Genomic DNA, 22,132 nt, shown 5'->3' with positions numbered 1-22,132 from the left:
TACAAATTCCACATCACCACAAATTCCACATCGCCACAAATTCAACTACGCCACAAATTCAACTACGCCACAAATCCACATCACCACTCAAGCATTGTCATTTCGACCGGAGCACCGACAGCTTCATCGTCGGTGCGGAGCGGAGAAACCTGCATTTCCTTTGAACAGCCGCTGCTTTCCCCCGGCAGACACGTCAAAACCTTAACCCGTCTCACTCCGAACCTCGCTCACCCGCGCCACCACACTCCCTTTGGCAAACCGCGCAACCAGGGTATCGCCCGCCGCAAGCTGCCCCGCCGACCGCACCAGCCGCCCATCTTCCGTAAACGCCAGCGCATACCCTCGCTCCAGCACCGCCAACGGCGACAACGCTTCCAACCGCGCCGCTGCCCGCTCCAGCCGCTGCCTCGGCCGTACCAGAAGCGCCGCCCCCCTCTGCTGCAAGCGCGCCGACGCCCGTTCCAACTGCTGCGCCGGCCTCAGCGCCAGCCCCATACCCACGCGAAGCAAGCGTTCCTCGCGCCCCAGCAACATCGTCCGCGCATGCCGCAGCTGCACTCGAGTATCCTGCCGCTGCAACCGCGCCTCTAAGCCACGCAGCCGTTCCCGCATGTCCCGGCGCAGGTCCGCCGACGCCCGCTCCAGCCGCTCCCCCAGCACGTCTGCCCGCTGCTGCCGCCGCTCGATCGCATCCTGCGTTCGCTGCAGCACACCACCCGTCGCCAGCCGCGTAAACCTCTGCCGGGCACTCACCTGTTGAAACCGCACCGCCCGGTACAACCGCGCTCCAAGCGCCTGCAGCCGCTCCTCCACCCGGTGCTGCGACTCCGTAATCATCTCCGCCGCGGCGCTCGGTGTGGGCGCGCGCAGGTCCGCGACAAAGTCGGCGATCGTAAAGTCCGTCTCGTGCCCCACCGCCGAAACCACCGGCAGCGCTGACCCCGCGATCGCCCGCGCCAGCGCCTCATCATTGAACGCATGGAGGTCCTCCGCCGACCCGCCCCCGCGCGCAATCACGATCAGGTCCACCGCCTGCGAACTACGTGCCCCACCTTCGCCGCGCTCTTTGCGGTGGAGGTGGGTTGGCTGCTCTGCCGCCCGGTTCAGATATCGAATGCCCGCCGCAATCTCCGCCGCCGCACCTACACCCTGCACCGCCGCCGGGTACACCAAGAGGTTGATGCACCCATGCCGCCTCCGGCACACCGTCACAATGTCCCGGATCACCGCGCCTTGCAGTGACGTCACCACGCCCACGCGCCGCGGAAACGCCGGCAGCGTCCGCTTGCGCGCCGCCTCAAACAGCCCCTCATCGCGCAGCTTCGCCTTCAACTGCTCAAACTGCACCTGCAGCGCGCCCGCGCCCCGAGGCTCCAGCGACTCCGCGATCAACTGCAGTTGTCCGCGACCCTCAAACACCGAAAGCCGACCGCGCAACAGCACTGCCGCGCCATCACTCGGCTGCCAGCGCAGCATCGCCGCCTGCCGCCGAAACAGCACCGCGCCCAACTGCGCCTCGCCATCTTTCAACGTGAAGTACACATGCCCCGATTGCGCCGGCCGAAAGTTACAAATCTCGCCCACGACCCACACCGTGCCGTGGTTCTCCAGCCGCCCGCGCAGTGTGCTGACCAGCTCACCCACGGTCCACGGAGCATCATCCCGCTGCCGCTCCGGCAAGACACACTTCGCCGCCACACCGGCCACGGGGTCTAACGAGTCCGCGACCGCCGCCGAACCCTGAGGAGCGACCGCTCCCGCAGCCACCGCATCCGGAACAGCCGCAACCACCGGCGCTTCAAACAACAACCCAAACTGCCCCAGAGCATCCGCCTGCGGCTCTGCGGACCAAGCCCCCTGCCGCGCGCGATTCCGCTGCACATGCAGTTGCGCCAGGCTCCGTGCCACCGGTTCGCTCCCCATCGGTTTCCTCAGTCGCTACCGCGCCGGAGCCTCACCCAAATCCTGCGTGGCAATCTCCGCCGCCGCGCTCTTCGGGTCCTTGTCCTTGATCTGCGCGTAAATCTTCCGCGCCTGGTCCTTCTTGCCCTCGCTGTTGTACAGATCGGCCAACTGCAACTGCGCCAGCCCCGCCGGCACCGCAGTCGTGGGCTTCGCCGTCAGCTTCTGGTAAATCTCGATCGCCTGCGCATCCCGGTTCGACCCGTGGTACAGGTTGGCCAGCGCCAGCTTCGCCATGCTCGCCACATCGCTGTTCCACGACGAAGCCGACTTCTTCAGCAGCTCCTCCGCCGTCGACGTCTGCCCAATCTGCATCGCCGTCACGCCCTGCAGGTACAGCGCATTCCGCCCCGCCGGCGTCATGCCGTAGTGATTCGCCACGGCGGCAAACTCCGTGTTCGCCGCCCGCGCCCGGTCCTCACTGCTCGGAAAGCTGCGCTCCCCCGCCGGCACCGGCTGGCCCGGCTGCACCACCGGCGTCTGAAACGTCCGCATCGCATCACTCAACGCCTGGTTCGCCACCGCCGAGCGATGGTTGTACAGCAGCACCGCCCCCAGCAGAAGGATAACCACCCCCACCGCACCGATCACATACGCCAGCATCAGCTTGCGGTCCTGCGGCACATACAGCGGTCCGCTCTTCTTCGGGTTGGTGGCAAGCGCGGGGTTCGTTCGGGAAGCAACGTTCGTGTTCAAAGGTATGCGGCTCGTTTCAAAAAAGAGATGTCCATCGGCACACACTGTGCCATCCCAAAGTTTACCAGCGCCACCATCTACTTCTCTGAACGTTGTCATCCGAAGCGCAGCAACGGCCTGCTTCCTCGTCGCATGGCATCCAGCAGCCGCAACCCGCGAATCCCCCGGATCACTCCCGCTGAACTGCTACCCTAACCACACCCAAAGGAGCGCCGCCGCATGTACGAGAACTTCCACGTAACCGACCGCTGGACCGGCGAGGACCTCCACTGCGTCTGGAAGGGCACCTTTGTCGCCATCGCCACCCGCCACGCCGACGCCACCGACATCCGCTTCGCCGTCAACGACCGCCCCATGTGGATCGCCATGCCCAACGTCGCCTGGGTCGAGATGAAGCGCCGCCACAACCACGTCATCACCGACTACGCAGCCGCCCAGGCCGCCGGCCGCTTCCTGAAAAGCATCATCGACACCGGCTATGACAACGGCCGCGAGTTCTACACCATGACTATCGAAGAGGTCATCGAGAACGTCAACGCCGTCGTCAACGAAGCCGGCTCCACCGGCGCCCTCCCAACACTCCCCGTCATCAACGACGACGTCGCCCCCGAAACCTACGCCGGCCACCTCCCCTCAGACAACGTCACCGAACCGGTAGCCGCCCCCAACCGCTAGCGCGACCTCCCCAAGCCCCGTGCCACACCTTCACCGCTCAGGGAAGACTGCAGTGCTGTGCCCCACCTTCGCCGCGCTGTTTGCGGCTAAGGTGGGTGGCTTTAGCCGCCGAGGTAGCCAACGCACGCACCCTCGAACGCGGCTTTAGCCGCTGAGGTAGTCAAGCCCAATCTAAACCCCATCCCATCCGCATCCCGTCCTGCACCCTCTGGGGCGTACCCTTATCCCCATGAATCGCCGCGAGCTTCTCGCCGCCCTACCCGCAGGTGCCCTCATGCTTCAAGCCGAATCCGCCGTCAGCCAGTCCGCCAAACGCGCCCCCGGCACCGCACGCCTCCTCATCGGCACGGGCGGCCGCGGCTCCAAAGGCGTCTACGCCGCCTATCTCTCCAACGGCCACCTCTCCGATCCCACGCTCGCCGTCGAAGCCGCGAACCCCAGCTTTCTCGCCATTCCCAGCCAGGCCTACCCCGCGTTCTTCGCCGTCACCCAGCCGGAAAACCTCACCTCGCACGCCTCGTCCTTCACACACCCGCCCATGTCCGACCGCCCGGGCGAGCAGTTCCAGCACATCAGCGACGCCGCCTCCGAGCGCGTCGGCGGCTGCCACGTCGGTGTCACCTCCGACGGCCATGCCGTCTTCGTCGCCAATTACGGCGGCGCCAGCGTCGCCTCCTTTCACGCCGACGACGCAGGCACGCTCACCCTCGCCTCCCACATCGACTTCCCTCCCGACGGCCACGGCCCCAACCCCGACCGCCAGAAGCAGAGCTACATCCACTCCGCGCTCAGCTCGCCCGACGGTAACTACGTCCTCGTCAACGACCTCGGTCTCGACCGCATCCACATCTTCCGGCTTGACCGCGCCACCGCCAAACTCACACCGCACGGCGAGTGGCACGCCGCGCCCGGCTCCGGCCCGCGCCACCTCGCCATTCACCCCAACGGCCACTGGATCTACTGCATCCACGAGCTCAACTCGACCGTGGCCCTGCTCCAGTGGGACAGCAGCAAAGGCACCCTCACCACCCTCGGCACCCCCGTCCCCACCCTGCCCAACGACCTCGACGTCTCAAAGAGCCGCGCCTGCGAGCTCGCCTTCTCCCGCGACCTCAAGTACCTCTATGCCAGCACCCGCGTCAACGAGTACTTCACCACTTACAGCATCGACGCGCACACCGGCGCGCTCACCCTCATCCAGCACCTGCCCAACCCTGGCAAGGAATCCCGTCACATCGCCGTCAGTCCTGACGGCAAATACTTCCTCAGCGCCAACCAGTTCTCCGATGACGTCAGCGTCTTTCCCATCGACACCACCACCGGCAAACTCAGCGAACGCACCGCCATGGTCAAACTCGGCGGCCCCAGCTGCCTCCTCTTCGCCTGACAAAGTTCTCGCCGTCAACCGCGTTTCCAGTCGGGACGAAGCCCCTCAACCGTGTCTCACGAGCGCAGCTTGTTTCTCATCCGTAGAGCAGCTTGTTGTCATCCCGTAGCGCATTTGTTTGTCATCCACGTAACGTAGTTTTTTTATCCACGTAGCGCAATTTGTCTGTCATCCCGAGCGCAATTGTTTGTCATCCCGTAGCGCAGCAAAGGGATCTGCTTTCTTCGCACCGCCGATCCACTGTCATTTCGACCGAAGCACCCACAGCTTCACCGTGGGTGCGCAGCGGACTCGGTGCTTGCACCGAAACCCGCATTCTCGACCGCTTGTGCAAACCCCGAGCTTCACATCATCTTCAGCCGCCCAGATAGACACCGCTAGCGTGCCCCAACTTCGCCGCGCTCTTTGCGGCTAGGGTGGGCTGACCTGCCACACCATCAAGATCCTCCTCGCATCACATCACAGAACCACGTTCCGCCGGACCTCCGAGCAGAGCCGTTCCCAGTTGCGCCATGCGATGTTATCCCGGTCCTCGGCGCTGAGCTCCGCGTGCTGTAGCAAACCTTGCACTGCGTCGCGGGAGGCCTGCTGATACGGGTAGTCCGTCGAAAAAAGGATGTGCTCGGCCCCAAGAATCTCCAGGGTCCATCGCAAGTACCGGTCGCTGAAAAGGCCGCTGGGAGTGACATACAGGTGCCGCTGCAGATACTCGGAAACTTTGCCGGACAGCTTTGCCGGGCCAGAAAGCATGTCGAGCCGGTCGAGGTAGAACAGAATCACCTCTCCCCAATGTCCGGTGATGATCTTCAGATCGGGAAAGCGGTCGAACACGCCGGCAAGTACCAGCCGAACAATCTGAATGCCAGCTTCGTAATGCCAGCCGATGCCGGGCCGGGCAAACAAGGAACTGACCTGGTCATCCAGTCCCGCGTAGCACGCATGGACCACGCCGTCCTGCGGAGTTTGCGGGTGAAGATACAGCGGGACGCGCATCGCTGAGGCTGCTTCGAAAATGGGCCAGAAGTCCGCGTGATCGGCGTTACGATCACCGGTACGGCCAAAGATCATGGCACCTTGTAAGTGCAGCTGCTGTACCGCCCGTTCCAACTCCCGGGCGGCCGCGTGCGGACTCGGAGTCGGCAGCGTTGCGAAGCCCTGAAAGCGATCCGGCCGCGAACGGATCACGTTTGCAAGCAGGTCGTTCGATTCGGTTGCAAGCGTGACGGCCTCGCCCGCGGAAAGCCCCTGAACCCCGGGCGTCGTAAGTGAAAGAACCTGGACATCGATCCCGGCGGCGTCCATCGCTGCCAGGCGGGCATCACCGAACTCAGTCAAACGTTCGCCGGTCGGCCCCTGCGCAAATGAGGCGAGCGACGGCCCTTGCGCCCGGGCGTCTGCGGAACGCCAGGCCTCGATCACGTTCGGAAAAGCAAAGTGTTCTTCAAGAGCGACTATCTTCATCGTTTCCCTTCTAGGTTCCGTTCTACGTTTACACCAAGCCGTTTACACCAAGCCGTCGCTCGCCAAAATGGCGCTGCTCGCACAGCACAGTGAAGGCTTGCCTCTCCCCAGGTCCCAAGGCCATAACTGCAGCCATTAAGTGGGTCTGCTTAATTCATTGGACAACAATGCGTCCCGTCTTCAGACTCTGAGAAAGATTCCAGCCCCCATCGAGGAACCTCGCCTGCTATGGACCGTCGTATGTTTCTGCAAACTTCGCTCGCTGCAGCCGCGAGTGGCCTTCTGTCTCACAGCGGCGCACAGGCCCAGCTTGCCGCTGGCCTTTCCCCCGGCGCCTTTCCATCCGGCTTCCTGTGGGGCATGGCGACAGCCGCCTTCCAGGTCGAGGGTGCGTGGAAGGAGGATGGAAAAGGCGAGTCCATCTGGGATCGCTTTTGTCATACGCCGGGCAAGATCAAGGGCGCTGCCACCGCAGACGTCGCCTGCGACCACTACCATCGCTACCGCGAAGACATCGCAATCCTGAAACAGCTGAATCAGAAGAGCTACCGCTTCTCGATCTCGTGGCCGCGTATCCAGCCAGGCGGGACCGGCGCTCCGAATCCCAAGGGCCTCGATCACTATAGCCGCGTGGTCGATGCGGCACTTGAAGCCGGCATACGGCCCTTCTGTACCCTTTACCACTGGGACCTGCCTCAGGCGTTGGAGGACCGGGGTGGGTGGCCGAACCGTGACCTGGCCGGATATTTCGCTGATTATGCCGGCATCCTCGCTCAGCACCTGGGCGACCGCATCACGGTTTGGGCACCCTTCAACATGCCGTGGACGGTCGCCTACCTTGGCTACGGCGTTGGCGCCTTTCCGCCCGCCCGCTCCAGCTACACCGATTTTCTGAAAGCGGCGCACACCATCAATCTTGCGCAGGGACAGGCGTTCCGGGCAATCAAAGCCGCCTCGGCCAAGGCCACGGTAGGCAGCGCATATGGCATGTCGCCGGCATACCCGAAGACGGACAGCCCCGAAGACCGAGCCGCTGCGGAGCGTTACCACGCCTTCAACAATCTTTATTTCCTCGAAACGGCAATCCATGGCAGGTATCCCAATGCTTTTGTGGTGCCGACCCCGTATGAGCAGATGGGGTTTCGCAGTGGCGACGACAAGATCATGCAGGTGCCGCTGGACTGGATTGGCTTCCACTACTACACGCGCCGCATCGTCTCAGATTCCCGGGCCTCACGACGTGGAACAACAGGCACCATCGCGACGGAAACGCAGGACACCGCTCACGGAGGTGACCCGTGGACGCAACTCGACGCAGTCATGCCGGCAGAAGGCATGCTGACGGACGGTGGTCTTGAAGTGTGGCCCCGCGGTATCTATGACCTGGTAAGCCGAATCAGCCGCGATTACAACAATCCCGTAATCGAAATTACTGAGAGCGGATGCAGTTACCTCGATACACCCTTCGCCAAACAGAACGGCCGTGTGCCCGACGTGCGCCGCATCGCGTTCTTCCGGGAAGAATTGAAGGAACTATCACGGGCCATTGCCGATGGTGCACGTGTGCGCGCCTTTCATGCCTGGAGCCTTCTGGATAATTTCGAGTGGGCCGATGGTTACGCGGAACGCTATGGTCTGACGTATGTCGACTTCCGAGACCAGACACGCACGGTGAAAGACTCTGGCCTGTGGTACGGACGCGTTGCGGCAGCGAACAAAGTGGACACGGAGACAAAAGCAATCATCTCTGGATAGACCACATTGGCAAACATGCACCGCGCGACTGCCGTATTCCGCCACGCAACCTGATGAGTTTTTCTGAAATGCTGCGCAACGGTAGCTTTAAGTAACCCTGCTTGGAGTGCACCCTTGGAATCGCTTCATCTTCTTGATATTTCGAAGCAGGTCATTGAATACCTGGCCCGCGGCGTGGAGTTTGCCGCGGCGCTGATTATCGCGATCGCAGCCGCGCGTGCCACATGGCAGTCACTTCGATTGCTGTTCAGCGCAGATGCTCCGCCGGAGGCGAAAGTCGCCGTGCGGCTCACGCTCGGCCGTTGGCTCGCCGTCGCACTCGAATTCGAACTTGCCGCGGACGTGCTGAACACAGCCGTGACGCCCACGTGGAGTGACATTGAAAAGCTGGCCGCAATCGCTGCTCTCCGGACCGCCCTGAACTACTTTCTGGAAAAGGAAATCCGCGAAGAATCCCAACCGGGCCAGAAGAAAGCGGAAGCTACCGTGGCTAACAGCACCGATTCGTCGCAACAAACGCACCTCTCACACGGAAGCTCCTAAAGCCTTTTCCACTCAGGTATAGCTCCTCGTCCGTTAAGAGTGTCATCCTGACCCTGAACTTGCTGAAGGGGAGGATTCTACTTTCTTCTCCGAGCGGCACCATGCATCGAGGAGAACAACTTGAGCGAGATCGGCCTCACCTCGCGCCCGGGCCCCACCCGCTGCTCAACGCGAGATCATAAAGTCACCGCCATGTTCCTCCACACCCTCAGCATCAAGCGCATCACGCCCGCTGGCGAAGCCCACCCCGTCCCCATCGCGCATCTCGATAACTTCGCCATGCGCAACTTCACCAACGATGCCGCGTTCGACGACACCCTCCCCATCGCCGACGGCCGGCTCGAAGCCGGCTCCCTCGTCCCGCTCGACCGCCTTCACCTCGCCATGACCGATTGGTTCCGCCGCAAGCAGTATCTTCAGCCCGGCGACACACTTCGCATCACAGCAATTCCTTGACACGCAACGTAGAATAGAAACAGCAGCAAAAAGGCCGGCGCACCAGCGCCGGCCTTTTCATTTCCACGCTAACTCGATGCAGCACAGGAACTTACACCCAAGTTCCTGCCGCAGAAGAACTTACCGTCACACCACAACGTAAGTCTTTCCAAAGCAAGAACTTACAAAATAGATAGGGAGGGGGGTCACTCACTGTAATGCAGCAAGCTGTACACATCCACGTCCGGAAATTTCTCGCGCCCCTTCAGAAAATCCAGCTCCACCGCAAATGCAACACCCGCGATTTCGCCACGGAGTTGCCGCACCAACTGCACCGTCGCCTGCATCGTTCCGCCCGTCGCCAACAGATCGTCCACAATCACCACGCGCTGTCCAGGCTGAATCGCATCCAGATGGATTTCCAGCGAATCCGACCCGTATTCCAGGTCGTAAGTCACTTTTGCCACCGGAGCGGGCAGCTTCTTCGGCTTCCGCACCGGCACAAAACCCGCATTCAATCGATACGCCATCGCCGGCCCAAAAATGAAACCGCGCGCTTCGATGCCCAGCACCAGATCGACATGCTTGTCGATGTAGTAACTCGCAAACGCATCGATCATCTGCGCAAAGCCGGCCTTGTCCTTCAGCAGCGTCGTAATGTCGTAGAACAGAATTCCGGGCTTTGGAAAGTCAGGAACAGTACGAATGAGCTGCTTCAGCGGCTCGCAATTGATCGGTGTCGACATAGATCCATTCTAAGTTGTGCGGTCCGTCACTACATCGCACCATCAATCCGAAACTCGCCCAAAGCCGCACCCTCGCCCTCGGCCAACTCATGCACCTGCACACGATCAACTCGGCTGCCGCGTGAACCCTTCCGCAATGCCTGCTCCAACTCGGCCAACTGCTCGGGCTCACCCATCGCAACTGCCTCCACGTGCCCGGCGTCAGTATTGCGCACCCATCCGCGCAACCTAAGCTCGGCTGCCTCGCGCTGCACGAACCAGCGAAACCCGACGCCCTGCACGCGACCCAGAATCTGATAGTGACGGATCAATGCCTGCTCTCGCCGCCGGAATCATGGTCCTGAATGTGCTCCAAAATTGCTGCCGCGGTCTCCTTCGGCTGCTCACGCTGCGGGAAATGCCCCGAGTGGTCCAGCAAAATGCGGCGGTATCCATTGGTAAAGTAACGGCCCGCGCCATCCGTCGTCTCCGCCAGGGTGCAAGCATCTTCCATGCCGTGGATGAGCAGCGCGGGCGTGGCAAGCTGCGTAGTTGCCTTATACCGGGCCTGCAACGCGGCATACCTCGGATCATTGTCGGCGTGTCCCCAACGCGAACGGTATTTGTGTAATACAGTGTCCTCGTAGTCTTTGCCCACCCAACTCCGTGCCGCCTCCGCCAGTTCGCCTGCGGTATACCAGCCGTACGGACTCCACGCATCCCACTGTGCCTTGCCAAACGCAATTGGATCTTCCCGAAACTTCTTCGCTCCAGGTTCAGTGCACAACAGCCACTGGTACCAGATCGCCTGTGCCTGCGGAAACTTCGGCACTTCCGTGCTGAGCGGCTGAAAGGGGACAGCCAGAGCGGTGATGCTCTTCAAACGTTTCGGAAACAAGGCCGCAAGTGGGTAAGCCGTGTCCGCACCCCAGTCATGCCCGATGAAGTGAAACTTCCGCATGCCGAGCGCGTCGGCAAGGTCGATCATGTCCTGGGCAAACGCCACGGGCTGACCGCTGCGCCGTGGATTGCTGCCCAGAACCCGGTCCCGGTATTCGCTCGGCCCATAGCCGCGCAGATAAGGTGCAACTGTCCGATAGCCCGCATCGTGCAGAAACGGCAGCACCTTGTCCCAGGTTCGGGGCGAATCCGGCCAGCCATGCAGCAGGAGCAGCCGCTCACCCTTTTTCGGTCCGCTTTCCTCGTAGGCCAGCCGCAAGACCGGCGTCTTCACTTCCTGAACGCGCATATGCCGGTTGGATGCGGCTTACACAGGAAACGGCACCGCCGAAGCGATGCCGTCTCTTTGAAAGCGAGCGAACCCTGGTCGCGGCGATTACGCGCGCGACATATAGGCACCCTCTGCCGTGTCAATGCGCACCTTTTCGCCCTCGTTGATAAACGGCGGCACCTGCACGACAAGTCCGGTTTCGGTTTTAGCCGGTTTCGTTACGCTGCTGGCCGTTGCCGACTTAATGCCCGGCTCGGTTTCGACAATGGTCATCTCGACGACCTGCGGCAGTTCGATGCCGACGGGTTTGCCGTCGTAGAAGCTGACGTGGATGTTCAAGTTGGGCAGCAGGTAATCGACCGCATCGCCAAGCGTGTCGCGTTTCAGCGGAGTCTGTTCAAAATTCTCCGTGTCCATGAAGTAGTAGTCGTCGCCGTCGTTGTACAGGTACTCCATTGCGATTTCGTCCACAATGACACGGTCGATTGCGTCGCCGGAGCGGAAACGGTGCTCAAACATGGCACCGGACCGCAGGTTTCGCAGCTTGGCCTGGATAAACGCACGCAGGTTGCCGGGCGTCCGGTGTTCCACCGAGAAGACGGCGTGCAGCACGTCGTTGTGCTTGATGATCATGCCCGGACGCATTTGAGTGGCGGGAATCGCCATAGAAAACAGCTCCTTCAGGTGCTTGGGTATCCGTATCGCTTGTCGATTGTATCGTGCAGGGTCGCACAGTTCATTTGAGGAGAGACCCTTACGAGCCGCCGAACAGCTTGCGGAAGAAATGCGCAATGGCGCGAAACGGGTTATGCGATGCCTGGTCTGCACGGGCGTTGCGCGTGGAAGTTGCAGCCGGTTGTGTGGTGCTGGCCGGTGCCGCCGCGCCTGCCGCTGTAGTCACCGGGACGGTGCCATCGGGCAGAGGAGGTCCGCTCGCCGCGCCCGTAGCCCCGTTGTAATCCACACCCGCGGAAACCTGCGTGTGCTGCGCTCCAGCGGGCGCCGCCGGTACGGTCGACGGCACAAGGCCGGCGCTGACCGCTTCCGGAAAGTCGTCAGCCTTGCCAGACCGTGGGCAGCCACATTGCGTGGTGGCGCGGTTTACCACAGACCGCACGCTGCCTTTCTCAAAGACGATGTGCTGCCCCGGTTTCACCAGATACCCCGCGCCGCTGAGCTGCTCGGTGACGTGCAGGATCGGAGCGTTCTTTCCCAGATTCTCGACGCAGGTGTCGCCAGCATCGTTCACACGCAAGTGAAGATCCAGCGGGGCGGGATCAGAACTCTCAATGCGCAGGTCCGGGGTTACAACGGCATCGCTGCGCAAGAGGGGTGTAGTGATCTCCGTGGCACCGCGCTGCAGCGCAAACAACAGCGGACGCTGCGCGTTCGGAGCACCATTAGACGCCTGCGAAAAGCTGACGGCGCTCCCGATACAGATATGTACCGAGCCACCGCGCGTCAGCGACACCTCCGCAGTCTCGCGGCCCGCTGTCACCGTTGCATTGTTTTGAATGGTTGATTTGCCGGAGGAAACCGAAACCATGCCTTGCACCTGCGCACTCGGCGTACGCACCGTACCGATGCTCTGCGTGTGGCCGGCCGCGACGCAGGCAAACGGGAACGCGGATGCGGCGAAGCAGGCGCGGAGAGTAAGCATAACGGTTTAGAGCTCCAGGAAATTCTTCAGCAGCTGCTTGCCATCGCGCGTCAGCACGCTTTCCGGGTGGAACTGCACACCTTCGATCGGCAGCTCGCGATGCCGCAGACCCATGATGACCTCGCCCTCAGGGTCCTGCGTGCGCGCGGTCACTTCGAGTTCGGAAGGCAGCGTCTCCGGCTTGACCACCAGCGAGTGATAGCGCGTGCAGACCATGCGCGGTGCGATACCGGCAAAGATAGTCCTGCCGTCGTGTTCGACTTCACTGGTCTTGCCGTGCATCAGGCGCGCGGCGCGGACGACCTCTCCGCCAAACGCCGCGCCCAGCGATTGGTGCCCCAGGCAGACGCCGAGGACAGGCGTGCGACGATGATTCTGAAGCTCGACATTCGCGAAGTGCTTGATGAGGTCGATCGAGATTCCCGCTTCATGCGGCGTACACGGGCCCGGCGAAATGACGATTCGCTCAGGCTGCATCGCCTCAACCTGCTCGGGCGTGACCTCGTCGTTGCGGCGCACGACAACCTCCTCCCCAAGCTCGCCGATGTACTGGACGAGGTTGTAGGTGAACGAATCGTAGTTATCGAGCACGAAGACCATCCGTTTCCAGTGTATCTCTGGCCGGTTCCGAGCTATTGATGCCGTTGTCGCGCCGAACTCGGGAGCCTAAGAGCACGTTGAGGGCGAGACCGTGCACGCACATTGTGCGTCGGGAGTTTGAGCTACGTCGACGTTAGTTGCCGCGGGCCCGCTCGATAGCGCGTACAACTGCCTTGCTCTTGTTGACGCACTCTTCGAACTCGGTCGCGGGCACTGAGTCAGCAACAATGCCGGCGCCGGCCTGCACGGACGCGTCTTCGCCGTGCATGAAGAGGGTGCGTATCGCGATGCAGCTGTCCAGGTTGCCGGAAAAATCGGCGTAGAAGATGGAGCCGCCGTAGACACCACGGCGGGCGGGCTCGAGTTCCTCGATGATCTCCATCGCGCGAATTTTTGGCGCGCCCGAAAGCGTTCCCGCCGGGAAGCAGGAGCGAAAGGCATCGATGGCGCTCAGGTCTGCGCGCAAGCGGCTGCGGAGCGAGCTGACCAGGTGCATGATGTGCGAGTAGCGCTCAACCACCATCAGGTCCTTGACCTGCACGGTGCCGAAATCGCTGACGCGACCGAGGTCGTTGCGGCCCAGGTCGACGAGCATGACGTGCTCGGCTGTTTCCTTCGCGTCGCGGCGCAGATCTTCTTCCAGCCGCGTATCGCTCGCCTCGTCATCGCCACGTGGACGACTGCCAGCAATGGGCCGATAGTCGACGTTCCGATCATGCACGCGCACCAGCAGTTCGGGCGATGAGCCGACGATATGCGCGGGCGTTTCGCTTTCGCCCGCGCCGCGCGCGAGCGGAAAGCGCAGGTAATACATGTAGGGCGACGGGTTCACGATGCGGAGCGCGCGGTAGATCTCGAACGCATCGACTTCCGGCTTGCAGTCGAAGCGCTGCGACAGCACGCATTGGAAAACGTCGCCTGCGGCGATGTACTCCTTCACACGCTCCACTGCTTTCAGGAAGTCTTTCTTTGGCGTTCGAGGCTTCAGTTCAAGCGCCGGCAACGGCTTGCGGTTGGGCCTCGTTAGCGAGAGCGGCAGTGGCGCGGTGATCTGCTGCTCGAGCCGATCCAGCCTTTGCAGAGCGGCGCGGTAGGCCTTGTCCGCGTCCGGTTCACGCAGCAGGTCCGCCGTCACGATCAAAAAGATTTGCTTCTTCACGTGATCGAACGCGAGCACTTCATCGAAGAACATGAGGCAGGCGTCAGGCGCGTGCAGCTCATCGATGGTGAGTTCGGGCAGGCGCTCGATTTGTCGCACGACGTCGTAGCTGAAGAAGCCGACCGCGCCTGCGGTGAACGGCGGCAGGCCCGGCAGCTTGGCCGGACTGTGCTCGCTGAGCGCCTGATGCAGTACCTGGAAGATGTCGCCATCGAAGGTGCGGCTCTTTTTGCCTTGCGTGTCGGTCAACGTGCGGCCATAGGCGGTCAGCTTCCGGTACGGACGGACGCCGATAAAGGTGTAGCGCCCGACGCGCTCACCTCCCTCGACCGACTCCAGCAGGAAGGCTTCCGGCTCAGCCACGGCGACGCGAAGAAAAGCCGATACGGGCGTTTCCAGGTCCGCGTTGACGGTGCGGTACACCGGGATCAGCGTGTGGTGCTTGTGTTTGAGCCGAAGGAACTGCTCCAGCTCCGGGGTGGCGTCGCTCGCTTTGTCCGGCGCCGCGCTCATCCGCTGTACTTGACCCAGCGGATGATTTCCGGCAGGTTCGGCTTTTTGCCGTACATCAGAATGCCGACGCGGTAGATGCGGCTGGTGACCCACAGAATCGCGTATATCGTGACCGCCATGATGGCGAACGATGCTGCGATCTCATACCAGGGCACGGGCGAGACCGAGATGCGCATGTACATGAGCAGCGGCGTGCAGAACGGAATCAGCGAGAGGATGCGCGCCGCCGGGCTGCCGGGCGAATTCAGGATGAGCGGGAGCGCGACCATGCAGCCCGCGAGCGGCAGAACCAGGAACATGTTGAGCTGCTGCAATTCCTGCTCGGAGTTCGTCATCGCGCCCAGAGCCGCTGCCATGGAGGAGTACAGCAGGTAGCCCATGAGGAAGTACGCGATGAAGAAGATGACCTGGGCCGCGGAGAACGAAATACCCGATGCGGCGCCGCCGCCCACATAATGCGCGATGATCGCGGTGTGCGTGAGTAGAACAGCGGCCAGCATCCAAATGCCGACCTGGGTAAGACCCACCGAACCCACGCCGATCACCTTGCCTGCCATCATCTCGAGCGGCTTGACGGTGGCGAGCATGACCTCGAAGACACGCGAGGTTTTCTCTTCAATGATGGAACGCGCCACATTCATGCCGTAAAGCATGATCACCATGTACATCAGGAAGAAAGTGACGTACGCCGCGGCGAAGTTCGCTGCGGTGTGATCGGACTCGCCAGCGTCGGTCGACTCCAGTTCGGCCGGGCTCATCATGTCCTCAACCTGCGATTTCGACAGGCCTTGCTGCACCAGACGCTCGCGCGTCAGCACTTTATCGATCGCGTGCTGTACTGAGGAACGCGTGGCTATGTCCGCCGACGAGCCCTGTTTGTACTGCAGCACCGGGCGGCCACCCGCATGGCGCGGCGGGCTGATCCACAAGTAGCCGTCCAGATCTTTGCGCTTGAGCAGGTCGTTCAGATTGCTGCGGGTCTTTTCGCTGGGGGGCGAGATCACGTCGATCGTCATCTCCGAGTCTTTGCCGTGCTCCAACTCGCTTTGCAGGTCCGCTGCCAACTGCGTATCGGTGGAGACGACCGCCAGGTGCGAGTTGGACTTGCTGTGCTTTGCGATCAGAATGGAGCCACCGATGCCGGCAGCCATGAGTACAGGAATCAGGATGGTCGCAATCAGGAACGAGCGTGTACGCACGCGCTCCAGGTACTCGCGACCCGCGATCAGAAAGATATTGTTAAGCATTGTGGCTCCGGATGTTTCCAGGCTGCCTCGCAGTGTTATGCATCGACACGACCTCCCACGGCGCTGATGAAGATCTCTTCGAGCGTGGGTTCCTTCACCTCGAACTTGTCGATGCGAACGCCGTTGCGGACCGCCTCGGCCAGCAGCGGCTGTGCGTTCGGCACGTCACCGCGCAGCGTCACCTCGGCACGCCCGGTATATTCCTTCACGTCAGCGACTTCCGTATTGCGCAGGAAGCTCGGGTCGCCGTCATAGAGAATTTCGACGCGGTTGCGCGGGTAGCGCGACTTGATCTCGCGCATGCCGCCCTGCAGCACCACGCGGCCGCGATGAATCAGCGCGATGCCGTCGCACATGCGTTCGACCTGGTCCATGCGATGTGTGGAGAACAGGATGGCCCTGCCGGCCGCACGCAGCTCAAGCATCGTGTCCTGCAGCAGAGCTCCGTTGACCGGGTCAAGGCCGCTGAACGGCTCGTCAAGAATGATCAGGTCCGGCTCGTGCAGCAGAGCGGCGATGAACTGGATTTTCTGCTGCATGCCTTTACTGAGCTCTTCGGTCTTCTTTGGCAAAGCTTCACTGATCTGCAGCCGGTCGGCCCAGGTCTTGGAACGCCGCTCGGCTTCCGCGGCGGACAGGCCGTGCAGCCTGCCCATAAAAATGAGCTGCTGCAAGACGATCATCTTCTTGTACAGGCCACGCTCTTCCGGCAGATAGCCAACCCGCTTCAGCGCGTCGCGCGTGAACGGACGATCAAAGAGTTCGACCGTGCCGGAGTCGGGCACCGTGATGCCGATCATCATGCGGATGGACGACGTTTTACCGGAGCCGTTTGGCCCCAGCAGGCCGAACATGGTGCCCGGGTCGATACGAAGCGTCAGGCCCTCGACCGCGACCTTGTTCTCGTACACTTTTCGGACTTGATTCAGTTGGACGGTGGGCATGAATGGGCGCGAAATCTCCGCTGCGGACGCGGGCTTTAGCTCTATCTAGTCTAGCAGTGATGCCAGACGGCAGCGGCCTGAAGATCCGCGAGGCCGCTGCTACCATCGCTGGGGATGATCGCGCTTCAAACGCCCGTGCAGCAGTTGAAGGGTGTCGGGCCGCGCAATGGCGAAGCGCTGGCTCGGCGCGGCGTACACACCGTCGAAGACCTGCTGTATCACCTGCCTTTCCGCTACGAAGACCGGCTGCACCCCAAGCCGCTCGGTGAGCTGGTTGCAGGCGAAACCGCAAGCATCGTTGCAGAGGTGCGCGGTAGCGTTCTGCTGCGCACGCGGCGCCAGCCGATCTTTGAACTGACCGTGGGTCACGGCCTGCAGTCGCTCAAGGCGATGTGGTTCGGGGGCGTGTACCTGAAAGACCGGTTCAAGCTGGGTGACATGGTCGCGCTGCACGGCCGCGCGGAGCCCAGCCGGTCGCAGGGTGACCGCTTCAAAATGATCCAACCGCAATTTGAAGTCTTGCCCAGCGCTACAGGAGACACCGATCCGCTGGCGCAATTGCTCGAAGTCGGCCGGATCGTCCCTGTGTACGAGTCGCTGGGAGGCACGACGGCCAGCGGTGCCCGGCTGACATCGCGCTGGGCGCGGCGGCTGCTCTGGCAGCTGCTGGAAGATTTGGCGCAGGGGCCGCCGCTGCCGGAGGTGCTGCCTGCGGCCATGCTGAAGCGCCTTGGACTGCCCGGACGATTGCAGGCGTTGCGGGAGACGCACTTCCCTCCTGAAGGCACACCGAGCGACCTGCTGCAAAGCTTCGGAACGGCGGCGCAGCAGCGGCTCGTGTTTGAGGAACTGTTTTACCTGGAGCTTGGCCTGGAGTTGAAGCGCAAGCGCCTGCGTGAGCGCGAGGGCAACGCCTTTCAAACCGGTGACACGGTACGCGAGGCGCTGAAGCAGGTCTTGCCGTTCCGCCCCACACCGGCGCAAAAGCGCGTCCTGGGCGAAATTGTTGACGACATGCGCAAGCCCACACCCATGCGACGCCTCTTGCAGGGCGATGTGGGCAGCGGCAAGACGATTGTGGCGTTGCAGGCGGCCCTGGTCGCGATTGAAAACGGAGCGCAGGCGGTGCTGATGGCGCCAACCGAAATCCTGGCGATGCAGCATTACCTTTCCGCAAAAAAGCTGCTCGCGAACGGCACCCGGCCCTACCACGTGACGCTACTGACGGGATCGCTGGACGATGCGAGCAAGCGATGGGCGCGGGCGCGCATCCTGCGTGGCGAAGCGGAACTGATCATCGGCACGCAGGCCCTGATCCAGGAGAAGATCGACTTCGCGAATCTGGGCCTGGTGATTGTGGATGAGCAGCACCGCTTCGGTGTGCGCCAGCGCTTCACGTTGATGAAGAAGCCGGGCGCGGCCGAGCCAGATGTGCTGGTCATGACCGCTACACCCATCCCGCGCACGCTGGCCATGACCATCTATGGCGACCTGGACGTAAGCGTGATCGATGAACTGCCGCCGGGCCGCACACCCGTGGTCACGCGTCGCGTCGGCCAGGAAAAGGCGGCGGACGTTTGGGATTTTGTGCGGAAGCAGGTGCGTCTCGGCCGGCAGGCCTACATGGTGTATCCCCTGGTGGAAGGCGCCAGCGACGATCAGCCGGAACTCGACTTTGCCGCGGAACCAATGCCCGTTACAGAAGCGCTTACGGCGTCCGCTAAGCGCATGCCGAAGAGTACAACCGCGAAACGCGGCGGCAAGCAGGCTCCACTTGCCAGCCTCCAGTCACGCTCGCCGCTGCGTTCCGCGGTCGAGATGTACGACGATCTGCGCCACGGCGCGTTCGCCGATCTGCGCGTTGGTCTGCTGCACGGCCGCATGGCGGCTGACGACAAAGAGATCACGATGCGCCGCTTTCAACGGGGCGAACTGGATGTGCTGGTCGCGACCACTGTGATTGAGGTCGGTGTGGATGTGCCGAACGCGACCGTGATGGTTGTGGAGCACGCCGAACGCTTCGGTCTGGCACAGATGCACCAGTTGCGCGGACGCGTGGGCCGCGGCGCCGCAAAGAGCTATTGCGTGCTGATGACCGGCGAGCGGGTGTCGGAAGAGGCCGAGCTTCGGTTGGATGCCATGGTGCGTACCCAGAACGGCTTCGAGCTTGCCGAGTTTGATCTCCAGCAGCGCGGCCCGGGCGAGTTCTTTGGCACCCGGCAGGCGGGCATGCCGGACCTGCGTGTTGCCAGCCTGGTCCGCGACCGCCGCATGCTGGAGATTGCAAAAAGCGAAGCGCAGGATTTGGCCGCGGGCCGGCTGCATGACATCACCGATGCAGAGCGGGATATTGTGCGCACGCAGTTAAAAGAGCAATGGCAGCGGCGCTACGGCCTGATCGAGGCGTAAGCACACGCTGCCAAAGTGCAGATTCTCAGCAGGTTACAAAGCGCGCTGCACCTGGTGAGACCCAACATTCATCGGCACGCCCGCGTTCCACGCTGGGGCAGAGACAACCGCTTTTCTGGGCCCGCGCTTGCGTGCGACCAGGATGCGCACGCGCTCCAGCAGCTCGACCGCGGAGCATGCGCCCTTTGGAAGAAACGCATCGGCTTCCGCGCCGCGTTCCAATTGCGAGACGGTGCCGGAGATCATCAGCGTAGGGACGCCCGGGCGCACAATACGGGCGCGCCGCACCAGTTCGCTGCCATCCACGTGCGGCATGATCAGATCGCACAGCAGCAGGTCGATGGCGCCCGTTTCCGATGCCTCCAGCAACGCAAGCGCGTCCAGCGCACAGGACGCGGTCAGCACGCGATAGCCGCGCGTTTCCAGCAGGAACTTGCGAACGGCAAGCGTTTGTTCGTTGTCGTCAACACAGAGGATTACCTTACGGGGGCGCATAGGACCTTTCATTCCTCGGGCGCTGTTTGGGCGCAAGAGGGCGTTTGACTTGCCAGGGCAAGCCGGGGACCGGGCGAACTTCTCACCCGTGAAAACGAACACTGGCGTTCGCGCCGTTGCGGCACGTTGCCCGTGTCAGAGGTTGTCGGAAATTACTGCTGCGGGGTACTCAGCACGACCGCGGCAAAGCGCGATCAACGTTCCTCACACTACGGCCATGTACCTGCCGTGGCAACGGCGAAAGTATGGCGAAACAAGCACGCTAGAATCCGTCCAGCTTTCCAGTGCGAGGCGAACTCGAACGCTGTGAGCAAGTTGCCTTCTGCAAGCCGTGTGGAAAGCCGCAGGATCACGGACGGAGAAACCGTCCGGTTGCCACGGGAATGGTGCAGCCACGAACACGCACGTCGTGCACCTTGTTCCCGTCGCGCGATGCCTGGACAAGGATCCGGCTGGGCCGGTGTACGAATTCGCCCTGCAGGATCGTCACCGGCTCGCCCGGGCGGGCCGCCTCGTGCGCGACAAGGTAGCTGATGGCGCAGCCCGCGGCGGAACCGGTCGCCGGATCTTCCCCGCCGTATAGCGGTAGCCGCGCACGCCACTCGTTTTCATCCGGCGCGATGCAGTACAGAAATTTGGCCGGCGTGGCAGCGAGCAGCGCTTTTTCGCGAGGGAAGTCGGGTTGCATCGCGGCAAGCGCCCCGTACGACGCGAGCGGGACGATGAGGATCGGCAGGCCCGTGCTGACGATCTCCGGTTGCAGGCGAGGGTGCAGTTGCGCTTGGCTGAGACCGAGTGCCAGCGCGACCGCGTTGCGGTCCACGCCGCCCAGGAAAGCGGGTGTCGGCTGCAGCATCTCGGCCACGACGCGACCGTCGCTCGCCGCAGCAGGATTCTGCGGGAACTGCACACGAACCGGTCCAACATTCAGGCGCAGCACGATCTCTTCCGCATGCGCCAGCTCATGCCGTTGCAGCCGTAGCCAGCTTGCCGTACCAAGCGTGGGATGGCCGGCAAACGGCAGCTCCTCCTCTGTGGTGAAGATGCGAACACGTACGCCGTCCTTCTGCTCGGTGGCGGTGTCTCGAGGGAAGACAAACGTGGTTTCCGAAAGGTTCGTTTCCCGCGCAATTGCCTGCATCTGTTCGCTGGTAAGCCCGGTTGCGTCGGGGAAGATGGCGAGCATATTGCCTTGGTACGGTGCATCGGCGAACACATCCACTTGCGCCCAGTCCAGCCAGCGCGCGCCCGCTGCCCTGTCGGGCCAGTTGTTTGACATGCCACACCTCCAACGCTATGGTTGCAGCAGATGAAGCGATTGACCATGAATTCGTTTGTTCCCTGCTGCTGTTGCTGTGGCCTGGCAGGGTCGTCGGTCTGATCGCTTCGCACAGATTGCACCGCCTCGGCCCACTCAAGCATCTGCTTCAGTGGGCTTTGTAATTTGCATCGAAGTAAGTGAGAGTCCGGTTTCGGCCGGGAACTTCAGCTAACGGGCATCACCGGCTTGTGCAACACGGCCGTTCGCGAGAGGAATGAATGTCACTGCGCATCAACGACACCGCACCAGACTTCACCGCTGAAACCACGCAGGGCCCGATCCATTTTCATGAGTGGATTGGCGACAATTGGGCCGTTCTGTTCAGCCACCCCAAGGATTTCACCCCGGTGTGCACGACGGAACTGGGCGCAGTGGCGAGTCTTGAATCGGAGTTCGCGAAGCGTGGCGCCAAGGTGATCGGGCTGAGCGTCGATCCGGTGGATAGCCACAGCAAGTGGGCGCAGGACATTGAGGATGTGGGCGGTCATCCCGTCAATTACCCGATGATTGGCGACCCCGATCTGAAGATTGCCAAGCTGTACGACATGCTGGCCGCCGATGCGGGTGACACCAGCGAGGGCCGCACACCTGCGCTGAACGCTCCGGTGCGCACTGTTTTCGTCATCGGGCCGGACAAGAAGATCAAGCTCCATCTCGCCTATCCGATGACCACGGGTCGCAACTTTGACGAAATCCTGCGCGTGCTCGACTCTATGCAACTGACCGCAAAGCACAAGGTTGCGACGCCCGCCAATTGGAAGCAGGGGGACGACATCATCATCACCGCCGCTGTTTCCAACGACGAGGCCGACAAGAGCTTCCCCGGCTACAAAACGGTGAAGCCGTATCTGCGTACCGCGGCACAGCCGCAATAGTTCTCGCGACAGGATCAAGGCGTTCGCCTTGAGCGAATG

At 62.2% G+C, this 22,132-nt stretch carries 21 protein-coding genes; 7 read left to right on the top strand and 14 right to left on the bottom strand.

The features are described 5' to 3' along the window. Window positions 1-201 precede the first annotated feature (201 nt). A complete protein-coding gene (xseA, locus tag ACOFKT_RS04580) occupies window positions 202-1,923 on the bottom strand; it encodes an exodeoxyribonuclease VII large subunit (protein ID WP_419806245.1) in 1,722 nt (573 codons plus the stop codon). 15 nt (window positions 1,924-1,938) lie between these two features. Then, window positions 1,939-2,658 carry a tetratricopeptide repeat protein gene (locus ACOFKT_RS04575; RefSeq protein WP_419806244.1) on the bottom strand — a complete coding sequence of 240 codons (720 nt, stop codon included), beginning with the start codon at window positions 2,656-2,658 and terminating at the stop codon, window positions 1,939-1,941. A 219-nt stretch (window positions 2,659-2,877) separates the two neighbouring features. Here ACOFKT_RS04575 and ACOFKT_RS04570 point away from each other — a divergent pair, with 219 nt between their 5' ends. Both ACOFKT_RS04570 and ACOFKT_RS04565 read left to right on the top strand, forming a co-directional pair. Then, window positions 2,878-3,333: a hypothetical protein gene (locus ACOFKT_RS04570; protein WP_419806243.1), complete on the top strand. Its 456-nt coding sequence runs from the start codon at window positions 2,878-2,880 to the stop codon at window positions 3,331-3,333. A 229-nt stretch (window positions 3,334-3,562) separates the two neighbouring features. Further along, complete coding sequence (locus ACOFKT_RS04565; protein WP_419806242.1) at window positions 3,563-4,720, top strand: lactonase family protein; 1,158 nt, start codon at window positions 3,563-3,565, stop codon at window positions 4,718-4,720. Window positions 4,721-5,179: 459 nt separating this feature from the next. Here the strand turns inward: ACOFKT_RS04565 and ACOFKT_RS04560 are convergent, their stop codons facing one another. Beyond that, window positions 5,180-6,181, bottom strand: a complete 1,002-nt coding sequence (locus ACOFKT_RS04560) for an amidohydrolase family protein (RefSeq protein WP_419806241.1) — start codon at window positions 6,179-6,181, stop codon at window positions 5,180-5,182. A 228-nt stretch (window positions 6,182-6,409) separates the two neighbouring features. Between ACOFKT_RS04560 and ACOFKT_RS04555 the strand changes: the two genes are divergently transcribed. The 3 genes from ACOFKT_RS04555 (at window position 6,410) to ACOFKT_RS04545 (ending at window position 8,935) form a co-directional block, all read left to right on the top strand. Then, a complete protein-coding gene (locus tag ACOFKT_RS04555) occupies window positions 6,410-7,936 on the top strand; it encodes a GH1 family beta-glucosidase (protein WP_419806240.1) in 1,527 nt (508 codons plus the stop codon). Between the two features lie 114 nt (window positions 7,937-8,050). Further along, a complete protein-coding gene (locus tag ACOFKT_RS04550) occupies window positions 8,051-8,479 on the top strand; it encodes a DUF1622 domain-containing protein (protein WP_419806239.1) in 429 nt (142 codons plus the stop codon). Window positions 8,480-8,599: 120 nt separating this feature from the next. Then, the gene (locus ACOFKT_RS04545; protein ID WP_419806238.1) at window positions 8,600-8,935 is read left to right on the top strand and encodes a hypothetical protein; all 336 of its coding nucleotides are present in this window, start codon (window positions 8,600-8,602) and stop codon (window positions 8,933-8,935) included. A 185-nt stretch (window positions 8,936-9,120) separates the two neighbouring features. Here ACOFKT_RS04545 and ACOFKT_RS04540 read toward each other — a convergent pair whose 3' ends face one another. The 9 genes from ACOFKT_RS04540 to ACOFKT_RS04500 form a co-directional block, all read right to left on the bottom strand. Then, a complete protein-coding gene (locus ACOFKT_RS04540) occupies window positions 9,121-9,660 on the bottom strand; it encodes an adenine phosphoribosyltransferase (protein ID WP_419806237.1) in 540 nt (179 codons plus the stop codon). A gap of 29 nt (window positions 9,661-9,689) precedes the next feature. Further along, window positions 9,690-9,971, bottom strand: coding sequence for an acylphosphatase (locus ACOFKT_RS04535; RefSeq protein ID WP_419806236.1), 282 nt, complete (start codon window positions 9,969-9,971; stop codon window positions 9,690-9,692). Continuing rightward, on the bottom strand, window positions 9,968-10,888 hold the full coding sequence (locus ACOFKT_RS04530) for an alpha/beta fold hydrolase (protein ID WP_419806235.1): 921 nt from the start codon (window positions 10,886-10,888) through the stop codon (window positions 9,968-9,970). Before ACOFKT_RS04530 ends, ACOFKT_RS04535 begins: the two co-directional genes overlap by 4 nt. 87 nt (window positions 10,889-10,975) lie before the next feature. After that, window positions 10,976-11,536 carry an elongation factor P gene (efp, locus tag ACOFKT_RS04525; protein WP_419806234.1) on the bottom strand — a complete coding sequence of 187 codons (561 nt, stop codon included), beginning with the start codon at window positions 11,534-11,536 and terminating at the stop codon, window positions 10,976-10,978. 88 nt (window positions 11,537-11,624) lie between these two features. Beyond that, window positions 11,625-12,530: a nuclease gene (locus ACOFKT_RS04520; RefSeq protein ID WP_419806233.1), complete on the bottom strand. Its 906-nt coding sequence runs from the start codon at window positions 12,528-12,530 to the stop codon at window positions 11,625-11,627. A 6-nt stretch (window positions 12,531-12,536) separates the two neighbouring features. Beyond that, window positions 12,537-13,130 carry an anthranilate synthase component II gene (locus ACOFKT_RS04515; RefSeq protein ID WP_419806232.1) on the bottom strand — a complete coding sequence of 198 codons (594 nt, stop codon included), beginning with the start codon at window positions 13,128-13,130 and terminating at the stop codon, window positions 12,537-12,539. Between the two features lie 133 nt (window positions 13,131-13,263). Next, the gene (gene trpE, locus ACOFKT_RS04510) at window positions 13,264-14,802 is read right to left on the bottom strand and encodes an anthranilate synthase component I (RefSeq protein ID WP_419806231.1); all 1,539 of its coding nucleotides are present in this window, start codon (window positions 14,800-14,802) and stop codon (window positions 13,264-13,266) included. Further along, window positions 14,799-16,049 (bottom strand): ABC transporter permease, encoded by a 1,251-nt coding sequence (locus ACOFKT_RS04505; RefSeq protein WP_419806230.1) that lies wholly within the window; start codon window positions 16,047-16,049, stop codon window positions 14,799-14,801. Before ACOFKT_RS04505 ends, trpE begins: the two co-directional genes overlap by 4 nt. Window positions 16,050-16,084: 35 nt before the next feature. Further along, the gene (locus ACOFKT_RS04500) at window positions 16,085-16,993 is read right to left on the bottom strand and encodes an ABC transporter ATP-binding protein (protein WP_419806229.1); all 909 of its coding nucleotides are present in this window, start codon (window positions 16,991-16,993) and stop codon (window positions 16,085-16,087) included. 114 nt (window positions 16,994-17,107) lie between these two features. Between ACOFKT_RS04500 and recG the strand changes: the two genes are divergently transcribed. Further along, the gene (recG, locus tag ACOFKT_RS04495) at window positions 17,108-19,402 is read left to right on the top strand and encodes an ATP-dependent DNA helicase RecG (RefSeq protein WP_419806228.1); all 2,295 of its coding nucleotides are present in this window, start codon (window positions 17,108-17,110) and stop codon (window positions 19,400-19,402) included. A gap of 33 nt (window positions 19,403-19,435) precedes the next feature. On the opposite strand, the gene ACOFKT_RS04490 is transcribed toward recG, so the two are convergent. Further along, window positions 19,436-19,897: a response regulator gene (locus ACOFKT_RS04490; RefSeq protein ID WP_419806227.1), complete on the bottom strand. Its 462-nt coding sequence runs from the start codon at window positions 19,895-19,897 to the stop codon at window positions 19,436-19,438. A 349-nt stretch (window positions 19,898-20,246) separates the two neighbouring features. After that, window positions 20,247-21,176, bottom strand: a complete 930-nt coding sequence (locus ACOFKT_RS04485) for a PhzF family phenazine biosynthesis protein (protein ID WP_419806226.1) — start codon at window positions 21,174-21,176, stop codon at window positions 20,247-20,249. A 260-nt stretch (window positions 21,177-21,436) separates the two neighbouring features. Here ACOFKT_RS04485 and ACOFKT_RS04480 point away from each other — a divergent pair, with 260 nt between their 5' ends. Further along, window positions 21,437-22,093, top strand: a complete 657-nt coding sequence (locus tag ACOFKT_RS04480; protein ID WP_419806225.1) for a peroxiredoxin — start codon at window positions 21,437-21,439, stop codon at window positions 22,091-22,093. Window positions 22,094-22,132: the final 39 nt, after the last annotated feature.

The sequence above is a fragment of the Terriglobus sp. genome, assembly GCF_965201105.1.
Taxonomy (GTDB): domain Bacteria; phylum Acidobacteriota; class Terriglobia; order Terriglobales; family Acidobacteriaceae; genus Terriglobus.
Note: the sequence above shows the minus strand (reverse complement) of the source record. Positions and strands in the feature narration are given on the sequence as shown.